11 protein-coding genes are annotated in these 16,298 nt (G+C 73.0%); all 11 read right to left on the minus strand.

Translation table 11 applies throughout. The features are described from left to right. Positions 1 to 57 precede the first annotated feature (57 nt). A complete protein-coding gene (gene pstC, locus IF01_RS0106565; RefSeq protein ID WP_030392329.1) occupies positions 58 to 1,077 on the minus strand; it encodes a phosphate ABC transporter permease subunit PstC in 1,020 nt (339 codons plus the stop codon). Between the two features lie 165 nt (positions 1,078 to 1,242). Then, positions 1,243 to 3,978, minus strand: a complete 2,736-nt coding sequence (locus IF01_RS43610; protein WP_051754986.1) for a hypothetical protein — start codon at positions 3,976 to 3,978, stop codon at positions 1,243 to 1,245. A 333-nt stretch (positions 3,979 to 4,311) separates the two neighbouring features. After that, complete coding sequence (locus tag IF01_RS0106575; RefSeq protein ID WP_030392331.1) at positions 4,312 to 4,911, minus strand: hypothetical protein; 600 nt, start codon at positions 4,909 to 4,911, stop codon at positions 4,312 to 4,314. Positions 4,912 to 5,047: 136 nt separating this feature from the next. After that, positions 5,048 to 6,109 (minus strand): substrate-binding domain-containing protein, encoded by a 1,062-nt coding sequence (locus IF01_RS0106580; RefSeq protein WP_030392332.1) that lies wholly within the window; start codon positions 6,107 to 6,109, stop codon positions 5,048 to 5,050. Positions 6,110 to 6,154: 45 nt separating this feature from the next. After that, positions 6,155 to 7,195, minus strand: a complete 1,041-nt coding sequence (locus IF01_RS0106585; RefSeq protein WP_078879726.1) for a substrate-binding domain-containing protein — start codon at positions 7,193 to 7,195, stop codon at positions 6,155 to 6,157. Between the two features lie 118 nt (positions 7,196 to 7,313). Next, a complete protein-coding gene (locus tag IF01_RS0106590; RefSeq protein WP_030392334.1) occupies positions 7,314 to 8,375 on the minus strand; it encodes a PstS family phosphate ABC transporter substrate-binding protein in 1,062 nt (353 codons plus the stop codon). 377 nt (positions 8,376 to 8,752) lie between these two features. Beyond that, entirely contained in the window at positions 8,753 to 9,160 is a 408-nt protein-coding gene (locus tag IF01_RS0106595) for a hypothetical protein (protein ID WP_030392335.1), read from the minus strand. Then, entirely contained in the window at positions 9,150 to 9,572 is a 423-nt protein-coding gene (locus IF01_RS0106600) for a DUF1508 domain-containing protein (protein WP_030392336.1), read from the minus strand. Before IF01_RS0106600 ends, IF01_RS0106595 begins: the two co-directional genes overlap by 11 nt. A gap of 253 nt (positions 9,573 to 9,825) precedes the next feature. Continuing rightward, a complete protein-coding gene (locus IF01_RS0106605) occupies positions 9,826 to 11,634 on the minus strand; it encodes a sensor histidine kinase (protein ID WP_078879727.1) in 1,809 nt (602 codons plus the stop codon). 63 nt (positions 11,635 to 11,697) lie between these two features. Then, a complete protein-coding gene (gene cydD / locus IF01_RS0106610) occupies positions 11,698 to 15,237 on the minus strand; it encodes a thiol reductant ABC exporter subunit CydD (RefSeq protein WP_030392338.1) in 3,540 nt (1,179 codons plus the stop codon). Positions 15,238 to 15,241: 4 nt separating this feature from the next. Further along, positions 15,242 to 16,267, minus strand: coding sequence for a cytochrome d ubiquinol oxidase subunit II (gene cydB / locus IF01_RS0106615; protein WP_030392339.1), 1,026 nt, complete (start codon positions 16,265 to 16,267; stop codon positions 15,242 to 15,244). Between the last annotated feature and the right edge of the window lie 31 nt (positions 16,268 to 16,298).

Genomic DNA, 16,298 nt, shown 5'->3' on the forward strand with positions numbered 1-16,298 from the left:
CGGTGGCAGCGGCCGGGGCCGGGGGTTCCGGCCGCGGGTTCTCGTAGCGGCCATGAATCAGTCCGCCGTCGCCGCGCCGGAGCGGGAGCGGTTGATCACGAAGCCCGCGCCCACGTTGACCAGCAGGGTGAGCGCGAACAGCACCAGACCGGCCGCCATCAGCGCGGACAGCGACAGCGAGTCGGACTCGCCGAACCGCAGCGCGATCAGGGCGGAGATCGAGTTCCCGCCGTTCTCCAGGATGTGCGTCATCGGCCTGAAGCTCGGCGAGATGATCAGCGCGACGGCGATGGTCTCGCCCATCGCGCGACCGAAGCCGAGCATCACCGCGCCGATCACACCGCCGCGACCGAACGGCAGCACCACGGTGCGGACCATGCCCCAGCGGGTGGAGCCCAGCGCGAACGCGCCCTCCCGCTCGCCCTGCGGCGCCTGCGAGAACACCTCGCGGCTCAGTGAGGTGATGATTGGGATGATCATCAGGGAGACCACCACGCCCGCGATGAAGGTCGAGGAGGTGTACGAGGTGCCGATGTCACCGGTACGCACCTTGAGGAAGGGGATCGCGTCGCCGACATGGTTGCTCAGCCAGCGGGAGAGGCCGATGATCCGCGGCTGGAGGAAGAACAGGCCCCAGAGGCCGTAGACGATGCTGGGGATGGCCGCCATCAGGTCGACCAGCGAGATCAGCGCGGCCCGCAGCCGGACCGGCGCGTACTCGGAGATGAAGATCGCCGCCGCGAGCGCCACCGGAACGGCGATGACCAGGGCGATGAGCGCGATCAGAATGCCGTTCGGCAGCACCGCGGCGATACCGAAGTTGTGGGCCTGGGTCTGCCACTTCTGCTCGGTGAAGAAGTCGAGGCCCACCGCCTTCAGCGCCTCGGCGCCGCGCAGGATCAGGAAGAAGGCGATCAGCCCCATGATCGCGAAGACCGAGAGGCCTGCCGTCCGCAGCAGGCCGCGGAACACCCGGTCGCCGTTGGTGGCGGGGGCGGTGATGGTGCGGGGTACATCGGGATCGGGCTGGCGTGGAGCCTCGGCGTAGGGTGCCGCGGGCTCGGCGGCGGCTGTCATGGTCTGCTCTCCGGCGCGCTCGGTGGAAAGTGCTCGGTCCAGGGATCGGTGGACGGGGGCCGCCGCCCCGGCGCGGAGCGCCGGGACAGGGGTTCCCGCCCCCGGGAAGGGGACTCGGCGGGGCCGGGACAGCGGCCCCGCCGAGTCCTCACCGTCGGGGCGGTGTCAGGGACGGCGGCGGATGCGCGTCCACGCGGTGCGGGCGGCTCCGGCCGCCCGCGCACCCGCGGCGGTGCCGCCCAGCAGGAGCGCGGCCGGACCGCCGACCAGCAGCACCGCGCCGGCGATCAGCGCGATCGGCAGCAGCAGCCGCGCCCCGCCGGACCGGTCCGGCGCCGGGGAACCCGCTGCCACCGGCGCCGCGGCCAGCGGCCCGGCGCTCTGGCCGGGCGTCGCGGTGGCGCCGGGGCCGGCAGCCTGCTTGGCCGGCGTACCCGCCGTGGCAGCCGTACCGCCGGCGGTCGTGCCGGTGCTGCCCGTGGTACCGGTGGTGCCGCCGGTGGTGCCGAGGCCGCCGCTGCCGGAGCTGCTGCTCCCACCGGTGGTGCCCGAGGTGCCAGAGGTGCCCGAGGAGCTCGTGCCGCCGGTGTCGGTCACCGAGGAGGTCCCGGAGGTCGTGCCGGACGTCGTCGCGGAGTTGTCCGTGCCACCGGTGCCACCGGTCGTACCGGTGCCGCCGGTCGTACCCGTGCCGCCCGAGGTGCCCGTGGCACCCGTGCTGCCCGAGCCGCCGGTGGTCTCACCGGTGGAACCGCCGGTCGTCCCGGCCGAGGTGCCGCCGGTGCCGCCCGAGGTGCCGGAGCCGGGCTCCGACGGGTTCTCCCCGCCGCCCGGCTCGACCGGCGGCTTCTGGTTGCCCGGCCACTTGCCGTCCTGCGCCTGGACGTGCGCGATCGCCTCCTGGGCCTGCGTCCGCTGGTCCTTGGTCAGCGCCAGGAAACCGTCCGGCAGCCGGCCCGGCTCCACGCCGTAGAGCTGGCCGGTGGTGGTGACGGAGTTCAGGAACTTGGCGACCCCGGCCTTCTTCTCCGCGGAGAGCCCGCCGGTGGGCGTCATGACGTACTGGACCACGGTCAGCGGGTAGGCCCGCTGCTCCTTGGAGTACGCGCTGCCCGACTGACCGTAGGGCAGCAGCTGGATACCGGTCGCGGCGTCCACCGGCATGGTGTTGACCGCCGCGAGGAGCGAGTCGCGGGACGGCGACACGAATGCGCCGGCCTCGTTCTGGAGCGCCGCCTCGGAGAGGCCGTAGGCCTTGGCCTGCCCACTGTCCACGATCGCGAACAGCGAGCGGGTCCCGAACGGCTGGGACCCGTAGCCGGGGTGGGTGCCGTCGGCCATCGGCGCCGCCTGCTTCGCGGTCACCACACCGTCCTGCAGATCACGGAGCACCTTGTTGAGACTGGTCTGCAGCGGGTTCCACTCGTACTGCTTCCAGTGCTTCAGGTGCTCGGCGATCGGGGGCTGCCCCGCCGGCTGGACCGCGCCGGTGTCGTCCTCCCGGACGAACTGGTCGATCGGGTAACCCTGGAAGGTCGGCACCATGTAGTGGGGGTTGACCTTGGTGCCCCACGGGTCCGGCTCGCCCGCCATGAACCGCGCCGCCGTGGGATCGCTCGCGATCCACGAGGTCAGCCGGACCGTCAGGTCGGTGGCCGTGCCGAGCACGATCGGCAGCGTGTACTCCGGACCCCGGCAGGGCGGCCACTTCAGGCCGCTCGACGCCGGAAGCTGGTTCAGCTGCTTGAACTCCTCGTCCTCGAAGATGCAGAAGGGGTTGCCGTCCACCGACTCCATCTTCAGACCCGGTGCCCGGTAGGTCTGCGTCAGCATCTTGGCCACCAGCCGGGCGTTCAGCCGCATGTCGCGGATCTGCCGGCCGGCCTCCTGGTCGTCCACCCAGAAGACCACCGAGATGCCGGTGGTCGCCAGGGGTGTGTAGACGTACGGCCGCTTGGGCGCCCCCGTGTCCGGGAGCGCGGTCAGACCGAGGTCCACCCGGGTGCCGTTGAGGAAGGACTGGCGGGCCTGCGGCTCGCCACCACCGGAGGAGTACTGGACCCCGAGCGGGGACTTGTCGAGGCAGAGCCCGGTGATCCACTGCTGCATGGCCCGGTTGGCCATCTCCAGACCGGCGGCGACGACATCGGCGGCCACCGTGCCGCACTCGTCCGGCGTGGGCGCGAAGTTGATCCCGACCACGGCCCGCTGCGCCCAGGCGCACATCTCGCCCGCATGCGCGCCGGTCGTCGGGTTGTCGGACCCGTCGATCACGAAGTCCGAGGCGGTGTTGAAGACGCCGTCGAGGTCCAGCATGTGCTCGTTGCAGTCCGGGACACCGCCGCGCATGCCGTAGAGGTCGTTCGCGTCCCCTCCGTAGTTGGGGACGACCGCGATGGAACACGGGTGGGTGGCGTCGCAGTTCAGGGACGGGCTGAGACGCTTCGAGCGCACCTCGAACGCCGCGGTGCCGGAGCCGTCCGTCCCGGTGACCGAGATCCGCATGTTCGACGGGAGGTCCGGCTCGTTCACACCGGCGGGCAGCACGGGCTGCTCGAACCCGAGCTCGGGGTTGCCGCCGTACAGCGAACTGCCGTAGCAGTCGGTGATCTTGGGGTCGAGGCCGCGGCACTGGTAGATCCGCACCGGGTAGAGCACCGTGCTGGAGCGCTGCTGCACGGACTTCGCCGGCCCGCCGCTCAGGTCCACGCTCGGGGTGAAGCCGCTCCAGGAGACCTGGATCACCTGGTCCGTGAGGCTCTCCGTCTGGGAGACGGTGACACTGCCCTCGTCCCCGTACTCCGGGACCTGCCCCGGACGCCAGACCTTCGGCCCCTTCACCGTGACCGACGAGGCCGCGTGCGCCTCGGTCACACCACCCAGCCCGACCGGTACCGTCACCAGGGCACCCACCACGGCCAGGACAAGGGTCAGCGAGGGTAGTCGCCGACGCCACCGCCCTCGCTCTCTCGGTTCGGGTACGCGGAATCTCATGACTGGCACCTCCGGGATTTGCGAACCGCCCCGGAGGGCGGAACGAGGGAATGGTCGCGCTCAGGCTGACGGCTCCGGCTGCCTACTATTCGGCCAGCTCTACATGGCCGGATCAGGTCGACCGGATGTACGAGACGACAACGCGACGACTCCGTACCGGAGTTGGGAACTCCGCATGCGGGCGAGCCCGCGCCTGGGCGCGGGCTCGCCGTCATGCGGGAACAGTCGACTGACGGAAAGTCAGCTGGCGGGGGTGAAGTTGATGGCGAGCGAACCCACCGACTGGCCGCCCTTGAAGAACGAGGTCTTGAGCTTGGTGTCCAGGTACTGCGCACCCGCCGGGTCCACCTGGAGGTCGGTCGAGGTCAGGGTCTGCACACCGTTGGCGCGGGAGACCTGGCTGTCGCCGGCCGGGTCCAGCAGCGCCACCGGGGAGGTGCCGCCGACCGGGACGCCGGTGATCTGCCAGTTGCCGACGCTGAAGTGCAGCTGCTTGAAGGTGGCGCTCTTGCCGGTGAACAGGTTGATGAAGAGCAGGCCGCCACCGAGGTCGATGTCGCCGTAGTAGGCGGGCAGGTCACCGGAACCGCCGGTCACCGGGAAGGTGGTGGTGATGCCGGTGGTGCTGTCGTACGCGGGGTCGGCGGTCGGCAGCGGGATGACGACGATGCCGTTGAGCGCCTGGTCCTTCAGGAAGGTGGTGCTGGAGGTGACCACCGCGCTGCCGGTGGCCGCCGTGGCCGCCGGGGCCGCGTCGGCGACAGCCGCACCGCTCATCCCGGTAACGGCGAGAACGACGGCGGCACTGGTCGCGGCGAGGCGGGCGCGGGTACGGGACATGCTGTACTCCTTGGGAGAGGTGACAGTGGTGCTGGGTGGTGCAGACGGCAGCCGTGTGCGGCGCCGCCTCGACGGCCTGCCGGTCCACGCGATGCCCGGCGTGGACGACCGGCCGAAGTTCTCGGATTCCCCCGGATCAGGCGCGGCTCACGCTTCCGCAGGCGTTCTTCGGAAGCGGGATGAAGCCGTAGTCCGCGATGGCCGCGGCGCCGGCGGCGTTCGTGCAGATCCAGCCCTGGGTCCCGAAGATCGCCTTGAGCGCCGCGGCGTGAGCGTCGCCCGCGTCCCAGTCGGCGCGCCGGACGACGTTGTTGACCACCCGCCCGTAGGTGGTGCCGGCGAAGGCGAGGCTGACCCTGCCGAGCGCCGGATCGATCGGCGCGATCCCGTTGATGCTCCGGATGGTCATCGGTCCCGCGGCGTCCGCACCCGAGGCATGTCCCCGGTACACCTGGCCGGCGTAGTGGCCGACGGAGTACGGGAGGAGGACGTCGTCGTCGTCGAGCCACGGGTCGGTGCCCTGGTCCTCGATCTGATCGGTCCTACTGACCACGCAGGCGCCCGGCACCAGGTCCGTGCCCTGGTTGACCGTGCGCAGGAAGTGGGCCCGGACGGACGAGCCCACGAACGGCAGCCGGGGCTTGATCGTCGCGTCGGGCAGCGTCGGATCGATCTGCCGCCAGTTGGTGACGGTGCACTCGTAGATGTTCTTGAGCTGGGCGGAGGTGAGGTTCGCCGGCGCGTGGCCGGATCCCTTCGCGGCCCAGGACACCGCGTCCTTGGCAAGTGCGACGAAGTTGTTCGCCGAGGTGTCCTCCGGATAGGCGCGCGGGCTGCGCTCCACCCTGGCGAAGTCCACCGTCGCACTGGTGGTGTTCAACAGCGCCCGGAGCCCGGCCTCGGCGCCCAACGGCCGGGCGATCGCCGCCGCCCCGCTCTTGGGCACGATCGGTGACGACCCGACCGCGTCCCAGCTGTACAGCCGCGGCGAGGTGGTGTCGCCGTTCCCGGCGAGAAAGGCGTTGTAGTCCTGCGAGAGCCGGTTGAGCAGCGCCGCCGAGGAGTGCCCGCCGACCCCGACGATGTCCGTCGCGGCGGGAGTCCACGGATCGGCGACGGCCGGAGCGCCGCCGATCCCGACCGCCGACGAGAGGGCGAGAGCCGTACTCGTCAGCAGCCTGACGATGGCCTTGCGCATGTTCAAGGTCCTCCGGGAAGTCGCCGGCCGCGGCCGGACGGTGGGTCAGCTGTGGGTGCTGGAGCCGCAGGCGGCGAGCGGCAGGGTCAGGAAGCCGTGGGTCTTGATGAGCACGGTGGCCACGGAGTTGCGGCAGATCCAGCCCAGGTTGCCGAAGACGTTGCGCAGGGCCTGGCCGTGGGCGTCGGTGGCGGTCCACTCGGCCTGGCGCACCACGTCGTACAGGACCCGTCCGAAGGCGGTCGCGGCGAACGCCGCGTTGATCGTCTGAGCGGTCGTGTTGACCGGGGCGATGCCGTTGACGTTGCGGACCGTGAGCGGGCCGGGCGCGTCGGTGGTGGTCGCGCGGCCGTAGTAGACCTGGCCGACGTAGTGCCCGACCGAGTAGGGGAACACCACGTCGGGGTCGTTGAGGACCGGGTCGGTGCCCTGGTTCTCCTGGGGGCCGGTGGTCACGCACGGCCCGGGGATCGGGTTGCCGATCGCGGCCAGGAAGAACGAGCGCGTTCCGGAGCCCGCCGTCGGGAGGAAGGGCTTGATCGTCGCGTTCGCCAACGAGGGTTCGATCTGGCGCCAGTTGGTGACCGTGCAGCTGTAGATGTTCCTGAGCTGGGCCGCGGTCAGATTGGCCGGGGCGTGGCCGCCGTTCGTCGCGGTCCAGGACACGGCGTCCTTGGCCAGGGCGACGAAGACGTCCGTGGTCGGGTCCCCGCCCTGCGGGCCGCGGTCGGCCCGGACGAAGTCGATGCCGGCGGGGAACACCGAGTTGAAGGCGGCGAGACCGGTGCCGACGTCGTAGGGGCGGACGATCGCCGGGGCGCCCGCCTTGGTGGTGATCGGCGAGGGACCGGTCGAGTCCCAGCTGTAGAGCCGGGGCGAGGTGGTGTCGCCGAGCCCGGTCAGGTACGAGTTGTAGGCGGCCGAGAAGGCGTTGAACAACGGCCCGGTGGTGTGCGAGCCGACCCCGACGATGTCCTGGGGCTGCGGCAGTACGGGCGGGTCGGCGAGAGCCGGGCCGGCGGTGGCGGCCGCCAGCGAGCCGGCGAGTGCGACGACGGCGAGCAGCTTGCCCATGGTCCTGCGCATCGTTCCTCCTGCTGTGCTGGGGGAGCCGTCCGGTGGGCCGGCGGCCACGGGCGCGAGCCCGTGACCGCCGGTCGGTGCAGTTGGTGCGACGTGCGGTCGGTGCGAGGTGCGGGGTGGATCAGATGTGGATGGTGGAGCCGCAGGCGCCGTTCGGCAGGGCGAGGAAGCCGTAGTTCTTGACGATGGTGGAGCCGGCGCCACCGTTGGTGCAGATGAAGCCGCCGACACCGAAGATCGCGCGCAGGGCGGTGGCGTGGGCGTCGCCCGCGTTCCAGTCGGCGCTGCGGACGACGTTGTAGACCACGCGGCCGTAGGTGGTGCTGGCGAAGCCGGACGCGATGGTCTTGTTGACGGTGTCGACCGGCGCGATGGTGTTGACGCTGCGGACGGTCAGCGGGCCCTGGACGTCGCTGCCGGAACCCTGGCCGTAGTAGACCTGGCCGACGTAGTGCGCGACGGAGTAGGGAACGACGGCGTTGATGTCGTTCAGGGCCGGGTCGCTGCCCTGGTTCTCCTGGGTGCCGGAGGTGACGCAGGTGCCCGGGACGACCGGGGTGCCGCTACCGATGGTCTTCAGGAAGAAGGTGCGGGTGCCCGAGCTGGTCTGCGGCAGGAAGGGCTTGATGGTGGCGTTGGCCAGCGAGGGGCTGATCTGCTGCCAGTTGGTGATGGTGCACTCGTAGATGCCCTTGAGCTGGGCGGTGGTCAGGTCGGCCGGGGCGTTGCCACCGTTCTTCGCGGCCCAGGACACGGCGTCCTTGGCCAGGGCGACGAACAGGTCGGTGGTCAGGTCGCCGGTCTGCGGGGCGCGCGAGGAGCGGGCGAAGTCGACCGTGGCGCTGGTGTTGGCGCCCAGGGCCGTGATGCCGGCGCCGGAGCCGTTCGGGCGGGCGATCGAGGTCGCACCGGTCTTGGTGGTGATCGGGGAGGAACCGGTCGCGTCCCAGCTGTACAGACGCGGGGAGGTGGTGTTGCCCGCGGCGGTCAGCGCGGCGTTGTAGCCGACCGACAGGCCGTTCAGGACCGACTGGGTGGTGTCCGAGCCGACACCCACGATGTCCTGCGCGGCCGGCAGGGTCGGCAGGGTCGACGGGTCGGCGACGGCGGTGCCGGCGGCGACGGTGGCGACCGAGGTGGCGATGGCGGCGATGGCGAGCAGCTTGGCAGCGGTCTTGCGCATGTTCCTCTTCCTCCGGTGGGAGAGCAGTACATCGCTGTGCCCGGGTACTGGTGGTCAGTTCCCGGGGCCGGTGGCCACGTCCGCGGTGGCCGCTCCGGCAGTGCCGATCCTGTCGGTCGGCCCGGTTCCGTCGGAAGGGCCGACCGGGGCCGCCGCCGATTGTCGATTTCTCGGTTCGGAGAGGTTTAGCGACAGGTCAGCCCGGCCGCGGAGGGTGGGAAAGTCGCAGGTGGGAGGCCGGTGACGTTCTTCTCCAGGTGGCGACTCGGGGGGTTGCCGGAAACCTGGGCTTCACCGGAAGAGGGGGAAGGGCGGTTCTGGTGCCGGGCCAGCACGAACAGCCGCCCGAAGGCGGCTGCTGGACGGCGGACGGGCCGTCAGAACGGCCAGCTGTCCTCCCGGCCGGGGCGGCGCGACTCCTGCCCCAGGCGCTGGAGCCCGGACAGGAATCCGGTCACGCCGGCCTGGCACTGGTCGCGCCGGAGGTAGCCCCGGGCGCTGCGGGCCACCGGCCCGGCCGCCTCGGCGGCGCCCGGACGGGTGGTGCGGAGCGGCAAATACGCCGTCCACACCCAGAGGCGGGCCTCGGACTGGCCGACGGAGCACCGCAGTGCGGTCCGCTCGATGATCAATTCACGGACCGCGTCGGCGAGTTCCTGCTCGTTGCGATAGGTGCGCACGCCGACGCCGAGCTGTCTGCCGTTCGCCGCGCGCAGCGCCCAGGACAGCGAACGGTCGCCGACCGGGACGGAGAGCAGGCGCGGCCCGCGTCGCTCAGCGGACATCGGTGGTTCTCAACGACGGCCCCCGCTCCATCGGTTCGGGACGTTCGAGGGCCGGCTGTTTCGCCAGCAGCACCACGAAGCGCCGAAAGGCGTTCTGACAGGTGGCGTAACGCTCGTAGGCACGGCTGGACCGCACCTCCGGAAGGTTGCGGGTGCCCGGGACGACCCAGACCCACCCGATGCCGTCCCGGACGTGCGTGATCCGGGCGGTGAGCCCGTCCGCGACGACCCGTAAGCCGTCGAAGCCGCGCTCCGCCTCCGCCGCCGTCTCGTACGCGGCCGCGGTGACCGCGACAACACGCCCGTTCGGCGCCTTCAGTTGCCAGCGGTACCGTCCGTCCGGTGCCCGTTCGGCCCGGAATCCCCCTCGACCTGCCCCTGCTGCGGTGTGACCGCGGCCAGACGCGTCCACTGCTCCCCCACGGTCCGGTTTCTCTCCGAGACGGGAGTAAAGCTATGTGTGCACACGAGAGCGCCGGAAGGCCACGAAATGCACAACTTTCTCCGTTGGCCGCGAAGTTCTCTCTCGTTAAACTTTCACCGACTGCACACCTTCCGCGCGCCAAGCACTCCCGCTGCCGCTGCGCGTCGTTCACCAACCGTTCGAGAATGTCCCGAGTCGCCCCGACCATTCCGACGAGCGGTCAGCCACTTCCGACGGGCACTCAGAGCCGCGCCGTCCAGCGCACCCGGGTGCCCCGGCCGTGCGGCCCCGGCTCGTGCCAGGCGTCCCCGCCGAGCGCCTCGGCCCGCCGGGTCAGGTTGCGCAGGCCGCTGAGCCGCCCGCCCTCGGGGATGCCGACGCCGTCGTCGGTGACGGTCAGCAGGACCCCGGGGCGCCCGCCCCGGTCCAGCGACTCCGGGTCGCCGCCCACGGGCCGGCCGTCGTCGTCCAGGTGCACGGTGGAGTCGACCTCCACGCCGACCCGGGAGGCCCGGGCGTGCCGGGCCGCGTTGGAGAGCATCTCCCGCAGGGCCGCGAGCAGTTGACGGCCGGTCTTCTCGCCGACCAGGCTCTCCACCGGACCGACGAAGGAGACCGAGGGCTTGAAGCCGAGCGCCGCCGCGGCCTGGCTGCACTCGCGCAGCACCCGGGTCCGCAGGGTGTCGGGCGCGTCGCCGTGGTCGTCGTGCTGGAGCGCGTAGATGGTGGTGCGGACCTCCTGGATGGTGGCGTCCAGTTCGTCGACGGCCTCGCCGACGCGGACCTTCACCTCGGGGACGACGGCCCGCCGGGCGGCCCCCTCCAGCATCATCCCGGTGGCGAAGAGCCGCTGGATGACCAGGTCGTGGAGATCGCGGGCGATCCGGTCGCGGTCCTGGAAGACCGCGAGCCGCTGCTGGTCGCGCTGGCCCTCGGCCAGCCTCAGCGCCAGCGCGGCCTGCGAGGCGAAGGTCTCGGCCAGCTGCTTCTCGCCGTCGGTGAACGGCAGCGCCCCGCGCGGACGCCAGACGCACAGCCCGCCGAGCACCCGGCTGGCCGCGACCATCGGCACGGCCAGCGAGGGGCCGAAGCTTCGGGCGAGCCGGATCACCACGGTCGGATCGGTGGACATGTCGTCCAGGTGGACGCTCTCGCCCGCCAGCAGTCGGGCGGCGAAACTGTCCGGCGGCAGCAGTTCGCCGCGCACGAACTCGGCCGCCTCCCCGGAGGCGTGGGCGACCCGCATCTGGCCGTCCACGGTCGGCAGCAGGATCATGCCGAGCGCGGCGTCCGCCAGCTCCCGGACCTGCTCGGCGGCGATGGTCAGCGCCACCTCCGCCTGGTCGGTGGACAGCAGCGCCGTGGTGACGGCGGCCGCGCCGGCGATCCACCGCTCCCGGCGCAGGCCCTCCTCGTAGAGCCGGGAGTTCTCGATCGCGACCCCGGCCGCGGCGGCCAGGGCGTGCACCACCTGCTCGTCCTCGGGGGTGAAGGCGCCGCCCCCGCGCTTCTCGGTGAGGTAGAGGTTGCCGAACACCTCGTCGCGGATCCTGATCGGCTCGCCGAGGAAGGTCTTCATGCCCGGGTGGTGCGGCGGGAAGCCGAAGGACCGCGGATCCGCGCCGAGGTCGGTGAGCCGCAGCGGCTCGGGGCGGTCGATCAGCGCCCCGAGGATGCCCCGGCCCACCGGCAGCTCGCCGATCTCGGCGGCCACCGCGTCGTCGATCCCGACATGGATGAAGTCGGAGAGCCCGTGGCCGTTGGGGGCGATCACCCCGAGGGCGGCGTAGCGGGCGTCGACCAGCTCGGCGGCGCCGGTGGCGATCCGGTGCAGGGTCGCGTGCAGGTCCAGGCCCGCCCCGACCGAGACGACCGCCTCCAGCAGCCGCTGCATCCGGTCCGTGACGGCGGCGGCGGACTGCAGCCGTTCGGCCACCTCGGTGACCAGGGTGTCCAGCCCGAGCGACGAGATCTCGGGCACGCGGTGCGGAGCCTGGTCGGGCTCCGGCTCCGAGGCGGCGAAGGAGGGCAGGTCTGGCGTGGAGTCCATGTCGTTGAGCGTAGTTTGTACGGTTTTCGGCGGTAGGAGCGACGCGACGGACAAGGGCCCGGGCTACCCGACCGCCAGCGGCAGACCCTCCGCCTCCCGCAGCCCCTCCGCCTCCCGCAGACCCTCCGCCTCGAGCTCGCGCTCGCGCATGGCGCGCAGCCGCCCTTCGGGCCGGGCCAGCAGCTCCGACCAGCCGCCCCGCTCGACCACCCGGCCGGCCTCCAGGACCAGCACCTCGTCCACCGTGCCGTCGTCCAGTCCGGCCAGCCGGTGGGTGATCAATACGGTGCTGCGCCCGGCGGTGGCGGCGAGCAGGTCGGCCGTGAGGGCGTCGGCGGTGGGCAGGTCGAGGTGCTCGGCGGGCTCGTCCAGGACCAGCACCGGGAAGTCCGCGAGCAGGGCCCGGGCCAGCGCCAGCCGCTGCCGCTGGCCGCCGGAGAGCCGGGCGCCGTGCTCGCCGACCATGGTGTCCAGCCCGTCCGGCAGGCTCTCGGTGAAGTCCAGCAGCCGGGCGGCGGCGAGCGCGGCCCGCAGCTCGTCCTCGGCGGCGTCGGGCCGGGCGAGACGCAGGTTCTCCCGGAGCGAGCTGTCGAAGACATGGGCGTCCTGCGCGCAGAGCCCGACCACCCGGCGGACGTCCTCCCCCGCCAGCGCCCGGCTGTCCACAGCCTGTGGACGACCGGCCGCGAGCACCACGCTGCCCGCGCGCTGGTCCAGGAAGCGCAGCAGCGTCTGCGCGAGCGTGGTCTTGCCGGAGCCGGACGGGCCGACCACGGCGATCCGCCGACCGGGCCCGAGGTCGAGGTCCACCCCGGCCAGCGCGTCCGCCGACTGCCCGGGGTGGCGGGCGGTCAGGCCGCGGACGGCGATCGGCAGCGGCTGCCCCGGCAGCGCCGCCGGCTCCGCGGGCTCGGCCACGGCCTCCGGCGCCTCCAGCACCTCGGCGAGCCGCGCCGAGGCGGCCAGGCTGCGCCGGCGGGCCTGGACGGCGGCCGGCATCCCGGTGACCGCCTCGAAGGCCGCCAGCGGGGTCAGCACGACCACGGCCAGGCAGACCGGGGCCAGCGCGCCGGACGCCACGCCGCGCAGCCCCACGGCCGCGGCGGCGGCCACCGTGAGGCCGGTGAGCAGGGTGATCAGCCCGGTGCCGAGCGCCGCGGTGGCGGCCGAGCGGGCGGCCAGCCCGGTCAGCGTCGCGTCGGCGGCCCGGACGGCGGCCAGCCGGCCCGGCAGCGCGCCGGCCACGGTGAGCTCGGCGGTGCCGCTGAAGGCGTCCAGGACGGCGGTGGCGAGCCGCCCGCGCGCCGGGGCCTGCCGCCGCTCGGCGTCGGCCGACCAGCGGTCGGCCAGCACCGGCACCACCAGTCCGGCGAGCAGCAGCCCCAGCCCGAGCACCAGCCCGGCGGCGGGCAGGAAGGCTCCCATGGCGAGCGCGGCGGCCGCGGACACCACCACCGCCACCGCGGCCGGGAGCCGCCAGCGCAGGTAGTGGTCCTGGACGGCGTCGACGTCGGCGACCAGCCGGGAGAGCAGGTCGCCCCGCCGGAACGCGGGCAGCGCGGCCGGGGCGAGCACGGCGAGCCGGCGGTAGACGGCGGCGCGCAGGGTGCCGAGGGTGCGCAGCACCGCGTCGTGCGAGACCAGCCGCTCGGCGTAGCGGAAGACGCTGCGGCCGATGCCGAAGGCGCGCACCGCGGTGACGGCCATCATCAGGTGCAGCACCGGCGGCATCTCGGAGGCCCGGGAGATCAGCCAGCCCGAGGTGGCCATCAGGGCCACGGCGCAGCCGAGCGCGAGCGCGCCGAGCAGCACCGAGAGCGCCAGCCGGGGGCGGACGGCGCCCGCGGCGGGGGCCGGCCCGTCCCGGTCCGGCGCCGGCGGTGTCGGACGCCCCCGGTGGGCGAGCACCGGGACGGCCGCCGGGGCGACGGGGGGAGCGGCCGGGCCGGCCAGCCGGACCCGCCGGTCGGCGGCGGCCAGCAGCGCGGGCCGGTGCGCGACCACCAGTACGGTGCGCGCCGGGTCGGCGGCCAGCGCCCGGACGGCGTCGACGACGGCCGCCTCGGAGGCGCCGTCCAGGTTGGCGGTGGGCTCGTCGAGCAGGACCAGCGGGCGGTCGTCGGCGAGCAGCACCCGGGCGAGCGCGAGCCGCTGGCGCTGACCTGCGGACAGTCCGGCGCCGTCCTCGCCGAGGCGGGTGCCCAGGCCCTGCGGCAGCCGGTCGACGAAGTCGAGGGCGTGCGCGGAGCGCAGGGCCGCGCGCTGCTGCTCCTCGGTGGCGCCGGGCCGGTGCAGGGTCAGGTTGTCGGCGACGGTCCCGGCGAACAGGTGCGGGTGCTGCGGCACCCAGGCGATCTGCCGCCGCCAGCTGTCCGGCTCCAGTTCGGCCAGGTCGTGGGTCCGCCCGTCGGCGGCGGTGATCCGGACCGTCCCGGCGGCGGGCGCGGTGAGGCCCAGCAGGACGCCGAGCAGGGTGGACTTGCCGGCTCCGGAGGGCCCGGTGAGGGCGACCGTCTCGCCGGGGCGCAGGGTGAGCGAGGCGCCGTCCAGGGCGGGCGCGCCCCGGCCGGGGAAGGCCACCACGAGGCCCTCGGCGGTGAGGGCGGCCCCGGCCAGGGCGGGCGCGGGGACGGTGCCGCGCGGCGGCAGCGGGGTCTCCAGCACCTCGAAGATCCGGTCGGCGGCGGTGAGGCCCTCGACGCTGGAGTGGTAGAGCGCGCCGACCTGGCGGATCGGGAAGTAGACCTCGGGGGCGAGGACCAGGATCAGCAGCCCGGTCTCCAGGTCGAGGGTGCCGTCGACCAGCCGGAAGCCGACGGTGACGGCGACCAGTGCGACCGAGAGGGTGGAGAGCAGTTCCAGCGCGAAGGAGGAGACGAAGGCGATCCGCAGGGTGCGCAGGGTGGCCCGGCGGTAGTCGGCGGTGATCCGGGCGATGGTGGCGGCCTGGGCGCGGGCCCGGTTGAAGACCTTGAGCGTGGGCAGTCCGGCGACCACGTCCAGGAAGTGGTGCGAGAGCCGGGAGAGCCCCTCCCACTGACGGTCCATCCGGGCCTGGGTGGCCATCCCGATCAGCACCATGAACAGCGGGATCAGCGGCAGGGTGCCGGCGATGATCGCGGCCGAGGTGACGTCGGCGCCGACGATCCGCAGCAGCACCGTGGCCGGGACGACCACGGCGAGCGCCAGCTGCGGCAGGTAGCGGGCGAAGTAGTCGTCGAGCGCGTCGACGCCCCGGGTGGCCAGGGTGGTGAGCTCGCCGGTGCGCCGGCCCGCCAGGTAGGCCGGGCCGAGCGCGGTGGCGTGGTCGAGCAGCCGGCGCCGCAGGGTGGACTTCACCCGGGCGACGGACCGGTGCGCGACCAGTTCGGTGAGCCAGCCGACCAACCCCCGACCGACCGCGGTGAGCGCCAGCAGCGCCAGCGGGGTGCCGAGGCCGCCGAGCCCGGTCCGCTGCTGGAAGCCGCGGACCACGAGTTCGGCGATCAGGCCCGCCTGGGCCACCACCAGGGCCGCGTTCGCCGTCCCCAGCAGGACGGATCCGGCGAGGAAGACCCGGGTGGCGCGGGCGTGGCGGAGGAGTCGGGGGTCGACCGGCTTCATGGCCTCAGCCCTGGTCGAGCGCGGCGGCCGGGTCGTGCCCGGGGATGTGCTGGACGCCGATCCGCTTGCGGAACACCCAGTACGTCCAGCTCTGGTAGAGCAGCACCAGCGGGGTGAACACGGCGGCCACGATCGTCATCAGCTTGAGCGTGTACGGCGAGGAGGCCGCGTTGGTCACGGTCAGGCTCCACTCCGGGTTCAGGGTGGAGGGCATGACGTCGGGGAAGAGCGCCAGGAAGAGCATCGCGACGGCGGCCACGATCGTCGCCCCGGAGAGGACGAAGGCCCAGCCCTCGCGGGCCGCCCGGTTGGCGAGGAGCGCGCCGACCAGGGCGAGCACCGCGATCACCAGGGCGGCCAGGCTCCAGCCGTTGCCGTTGTCGGCCTGGGTCCAGATCAGGAAGACCGCCGCCAGCGCCGCGGCCGCAAGTCCCGCCTTCAGGGCCGCGGCCCGGGCCCGGTCGCGGATGTCGCCGACCGTCTTGAGCGCGGCGAACACCGCGCCGTGGAAGGTGAACAGGCTGAGCGTCACCAGGCCGCCAAGCAGCGCGTACGGGTTGAGCAGGTCCCAGAAGCCGCCGACGTAGTTCTTCTGGGCGTCGATGTCGACGCCGCGGACGATGTTGGCGAAGGCGACGCCCCAGAGGAAGGCCGGGACCAGCGAGGTCCAGAAGATCGCCTCCTCCCAGTTCCGCTGCCAGCGCGGTTCGGGCCGCTTGGCCCGGTACTCGAAGGCGACGCCGCGCACGATCAGGCAGACCAGGATCAGCAGCAGCGGGATGTAGAAGCCGCTGAAGAGGGTCGCGTACCAGTCCGGGAAGGCCGCGAAGGTGGCGCCGCCGGCGGTCAGCAGCCAGACCTCGTTGCCGTCCCAGACCGGGCCGATGGTGTTGATCAGCACCCGGCGCTCGGCGGTGTTCCGGGCGAGCGGCTTGGTGAGGATGCCGATGCCGAAGTCGAAGCCCTCCAGGAAGAAGTAGCCGATCCAGAGAACGGCGATCAGGACGAACCAGACGTCGTGAAGTTCCATGGTGTGTCGTTCCCGTCGATCCTCGGTGGCC

The sequence above is a fragment of the Kitasatospora purpeofusca genome (assembly GCF_000718025.1).
GTDB classification, from domain to species: Bacteria; Actinomycetota; Actinomycetes; order Streptomycetales; family Streptomycetaceae; genus Kitasatospora; species Kitasatospora purpeofusca.

Excerpts from the sequence above, each read along its gene's own strand:
- pstC (WP_030392329.1), bottom strand. The coding sequence starts at position 1,077 with ATGACAGCCGCCGCCGAGCCCGCGGCACCCTACGCCGAGGCTCCACGC.
- IF01_RS0106575 (WP_030392331.1), bottom strand. The coding sequence starts at position 4,911 with ATGTCCCGTACCCGCGCCCGCCTCGCCGCGACCAGTGCCGCCGTCGTT.
- IF01_RS0106580 (WP_030392332.1), bottom strand. The coding sequence starts at position 6,109 with ATGCGCAAGGCCATCGTCAGGCTGCTGACGAGTACGGCTCTCGCCCTC.
- IF01_RS0106585 (WP_078879726.1), bottom strand. The coding sequence starts at position 7,195 with ATGCGCAGGACCATGGGCAAGCTGCTCGCCGTCGTCGCACTCGCCGGC.
- IF01_RS0106590 (WP_030392334.1), bottom strand. The coding sequence starts at position 8,375 with ATGCGCAAGACCGCTGCCAAGCTGCTCGCCATCGCCGCCATCGCCACC.
- IF01_RS0106595 (WP_030392335.1), bottom strand. The coding sequence starts at position 9,160 with ATGTCCGCTGAGCGACGCGGGCCGCGCCTGCTCTCCGTCCCGGTCGGC.
- IF01_RS0106605 (WP_078879727.1), bottom strand. The coding sequence starts at position 11,634 with ATGGACTCCACGCCAGACCTGCCCTCCTTCGCCGCCTCGGAGCCGGAG.
- cydD (WP_030392338.1), bottom strand. The coding sequence starts at position 15,237 with ATGAAGCCGGTCGACCCCCGACTCCTCCGCCACGCCCGCGCCACCCGG.
- cydB (WP_030392339.1), bottom strand. The coding sequence starts at position 16,267 with ATGGAACTTCACGACGTCTGGTTCGTCCTGATCGCCGTTCTCTGGATC.